Raw genomic sequence first — 3,926 nt, forward strand, 5'->3', positions numbered from 1 at the left:
CCAAGGCGGTCGACGCCGCGCCGGTGACCCAGACCGGCATGGTGATGGGCACCGCCCAGTACATCTCGCCCGAGCAGGCCCTCGGCGAGGACGCGACCTCGGCATCGGACGTCTACTCGCTGGGAGTCGTCGGTTACGAGGCCATCTCGGGTCGTCGCCCGTTCCTCGGCGACGGCGCCATCACCGTGGCGATGAAGCACATCCGCGAGACACCGCCGCCGTTGCCGAGCGACCTGCCCGCAGGCATCCGTGAGCTCATCGACATCACGATGGCCAAGGAGCCGCTCAACCGCTACTCCGACGGTGGCGAGTTCGCCGACGCGGTCGCCGCGGTGCGGGCGGGGCGTCGTCCACCGCCGCCGCGTGCCGGTGGCATCGTCGTGCCGCCGACGTCGACCCGCGCGATGTCGGCGCCCATCCCTCGTCCGGCCGGCCCACCGCCACCGACCGCGACCTCGCGCCGCCCCATCCCGGCCGCGCCCGCCCAGGACGACGGTCGGTGGACCGGCGGCCAGAAGGCGCTCGCGGCGGTCGCGGTGATCCTGTTGCTCGCCGCCGTGGCCCTCGTCGGCTACTGGCTGTCGACCAACGGCAGCGACGGGTCGACCACCCCGTCGACCCCGCCGTCGGTCACGACCACCACCGACGAGCCGGCGCCGACGACACAGGACGAGACGACGACCACGGAGGAGGAGACGACAACCACCACGACCACGACGACTCCGCCGACCACCACCACGACCACCCCGCCGACGACGACCACCACGACGACGCAGGGCGGCCTGGTCATCCCGGGGATCACGATCCCCGGTTTCGGGCAGAATTACGATGACAGCAGCAGCGACCCGTCGCCGCTCGACGAGAGGAAAGGTGACTGATGTCGACTCCTCGTCACCTCTCCGATCGGTACGAGCTGGGCGAGGTTCTCGGGTTCGGAGGGATGTCCGAGGTACATCAGGCACGTGACCTCCGACTGCACCGCGACGTGGCCGTCAAGATCCTGCGCGCCGACCTCGCGCGCGACCCCAGTTTCTACCTCCGCTTCCGCCGCGAGGCGCAGAACGCGGCGTCGCTGAACCACCCCACCATCGTGTCGGTGTTCGACACCGGCGAGGCAGACACCCCCGAGGGTCCGCTGCCGTTCATCGTCATGGAGTTCGTCGACGGCGAGACCCTGCGCGACGTCCTGCGCGCCCAGGGGCACGTAGCACCGCGCCAGGCGATGACCTGGATGGCCGATGTCGCTGCGGCCCTTGATTTCTCACACCAGAACGGCATCGTCCACCGGGACATGAAACCGGCCAACGTCATGATCGACAAGTCCGGTGCGGTGAAGGTGATGGACTTCGGCATCGCCCGCGCGATGTCGGACACGTCCAGCGCGATGACCCAGACCTCCGCCGTCATCGGGACCGCTCAGTACCTGTCGCCGGAGCAGGCCCGCGGCGAGAGCGTCGACGCCCGCAGCGATGTCTACTCGATGGGCTGCGTGCTGTTCGAGCTCCTCACCGGCGAGCCTCCGTTCACCGGCGACTCCCCGGTCGCGGTCGCCTACCAACACGTCCGTGAGGACCCACCGGTTCCGTCGAGCATCCGCCGCGAGATCCCGCCGCAGCTCGACTCGGTGATCCTCAAAGCGATGAGCAAGAACCCGTTCAACCGCTACCAGTCGGCCGGTGAGATGCGGTCGGACCTGATGAAGGTGCTCGCGGGCGGGCGCCCCAGTGCACCCATGCTGCTGTCCGACGAGGACAAGACCGGCATCATCGAGCCGGCGCGTAATCGCCCGGGTCGCGTGGGTCCCACATCGCACCGTCGTCCCGATCCGGACGAGGAGGAGCGCCGGTCACCGGTGCTCAAATACGTCGCCGCCGCCCTCGCCGCGGTGCTGGTCGTCGTGGGCGTGACCCTGTTGTTGACGACGCCGTGGGCCGACGACGCGACCGAGCAGGTCGCCATCCCGAAGGTGACCGGACTCTCGGCCACCGAGGCGCGCTCGGAGTTGGAGAAGCTCGGTTTCCGGGTGAACAACCCCCTCGAGGAACCCAGCAACGACGTCGAGTCGGGGATGCCCACCCGCACGGCCCCGTCCGAAGGTGTGCAGGCGGACAAGGGTTCTCAGGTCACGTTGTACGTCTCCACCGGTCCGCTGCGCCAGGATCTGCCGAACCTCACGGGTCAGACGTACGAGGAGGCGGTCAAGGCTCTCGACGCCCTCGGGTTCAGCAACGTCCGGCAGGGAAATGTCGCATCGACCAACCAGCTGCGGGGCAAGGTCGTCGCGTTGACGCCGCAGACGGGTACCTCGCAGGCGGTCACGACGACGATCACGGTTCAGATCGGTACCGGGCCTCGACGGGTGACGGTCCCCTCACTGATCGGTCTGACCCAGGACGCCGCGCAGTCCGCCGTGGAGGACCTGCGACTGAAGTTCGTCGCCGTTCCGGCCGATTCCGACCAGCCCGCCGACACGGTCATCAACTCGACCCCCGCCGCCGGCACACAGGTCGATGAGAACAGCACCGTGCAGGTCACCGTCTCGCGCGGCAACCAGTTCCGCATGCCCGATCTCCGGGGCAAGACGGCCAGTCAGGCGCGCGACGCGCTGAACGGCGCCGGGTGGCGCAACGGCACTCTCAACGAGACCCCCCGAAATGTGGGGTTGGGCAGTCCGGACGCCGACCGTGTCGTCGATCAGAGTCCGGCCAGCGGCGAGATGTTGAACGACGACGCCGCCATCACCATCACTGTGGGGCGCGCCAGCCTGTTCGGCTGATCCGTTCAGCCGACCGCGGTGGCCGCGGTCGCCTCGAGACCCGACACCAGGTCCTCGGAGATCTCGAACCCGGACAGGCGCAGCCAGTTCGCCAGCATGCGGTGGCCGCCCTGCGTCAGGACACTCTCCGGGTGGAACTGCACGCCGTGGATCGGGAACTCCCGGTGCGACATCGCCATGATGATCCCGCTCTCGGTCCGACCGGTCACCATCAGCTCGGCCGGGATCGTCTCGGGCAGGACCGTCAGAGAGTGGTAGCGGGTCGCGATGAACGGGTCGGCGAGTCCGGCGAGCACGCCGCTCCCGTCGTGGAACACGGTGGAGGTCTTGCCGTGCAGGAGTTCCGGGGCACGATCGACCGTCGCGCCGAAACTCGCACCGATGGCCTGGTGTCCGAGGCAGACGCCGAGGATGGGGGTTCCGGTCCGCGCCGCGACACCGACGATGGGCATCGTCGCACCGGCCCGCTGCGGGGTGCCCGGCCCGGGACTGAGCAGCACGGCGTCGAATTCGGCCACCACGTTGTCGAGGTCGTCCAGTCGCTCGTCGTCGTTGCGCCACACCGTCGCGTGCACGCCGAGCTGGCCCAGGTACTGGACCAGGTTGTAGACGAAGCTGTCGTAGTTGTCGATGACGAGGATCGACGGTTTCCGGACGGAACTGATGGTCACCGGGTTCACGGTACCGGCGACCTCGGTCGGATCTCACATCGGTTTCTCGGCGTGGGATACCGTGGTCGCACGCGTCCATCAGCAAGTACGACCCGCGCGAGGTGAGGATCGTCAGACTCCCTCGGATCCGCGCGGTCGACGTTCATCAGCGAGGAAGTCATGCCGAAGTCGAAAGTCCGGAAGAAGACCGATTACACGATCAACCCGGCCAGCCGTACGCCGGTCAAGGTCAAGGCCGGTCCGTCGAGCACGATCTACGTCTCGGCGATGCTCGGCCTCATGCTGATCGGTCTCGCGTGGCTGATCGTGTTCTACCTGGTCGCCACCCCGTCCAGCCTCGGCGCCGACGGCAAGATCCTGCACTGGATGTACAACCTCAGCGCCTGGAACTTCCTCATCGGGTTCGGCTTCATGATCACCGGCCTGCTGATGACGATGAAGTGGCGTTGACCGGCCGTTTTGTCCCCAACCTGTTGACT

Annotated in this window: 4 protein-coding genes; 3 read left to right on the top strand and 1 reads right to left on the bottom strand. The window is 68.0% G+C overall.

Annotated elements, in window-relative coordinates:
* Positions 1-878, top strand: an 878-nt coding sequence (locus tag JHC79_RS22110; protein ID WP_296394950.1) for a protein kinase, incomplete at its 5' end; no start/stop codon positions are given.
* Entirely contained in the window at positions 878-2,776 is a 1,899-nt protein-coding gene (gene pknB / locus JHC79_RS22115) for a Stk1 family PASTA domain-containing Ser/Thr kinase (RefSeq protein WP_296394953.1), read from the top strand. The genes JHC79_RS22110 and pknB, both read left to right, overlap by 1 nt.
* Before the next feature lie 5 nt (positions 2,777-2,781).
* Here pknB and JHC79_RS22120 read toward each other — a convergent pair whose 3' ends face one another.
* Complete coding sequence (locus JHC79_RS22120) at positions 2,782-3,447, bottom strand: aminodeoxychorismate/anthranilate synthase component II (RefSeq protein ID WP_296394954.1); 666 nt, start codon at positions 3,445-3,447, stop codon at positions 2,782-2,784.
* Positions 3,448-3,606: 159 nt separating this feature from the next.
* Here JHC79_RS22120 and crgA point away from each other — a divergent pair, with 159 nt between their 5' ends.
* On the top strand, positions 3,607-3,897 hold the full coding sequence (crgA, locus tag JHC79_RS22125; RefSeq protein ID WP_188487493.1) for a cell division protein CrgA: 291 nt from the start codon (positions 3,607-3,609) through the stop codon (positions 3,895-3,897).
* Positions 3,898-3,926 lie beyond the last annotated feature (29 nt).

Source organism: Williamsia sp. (assembly GCF_016462415.1).
Classification (GTDB): domain Bacteria; phylum Actinomycetota; class Actinomycetes; order Mycobacteriales; family Mycobacteriaceae; genus Williamsia_A.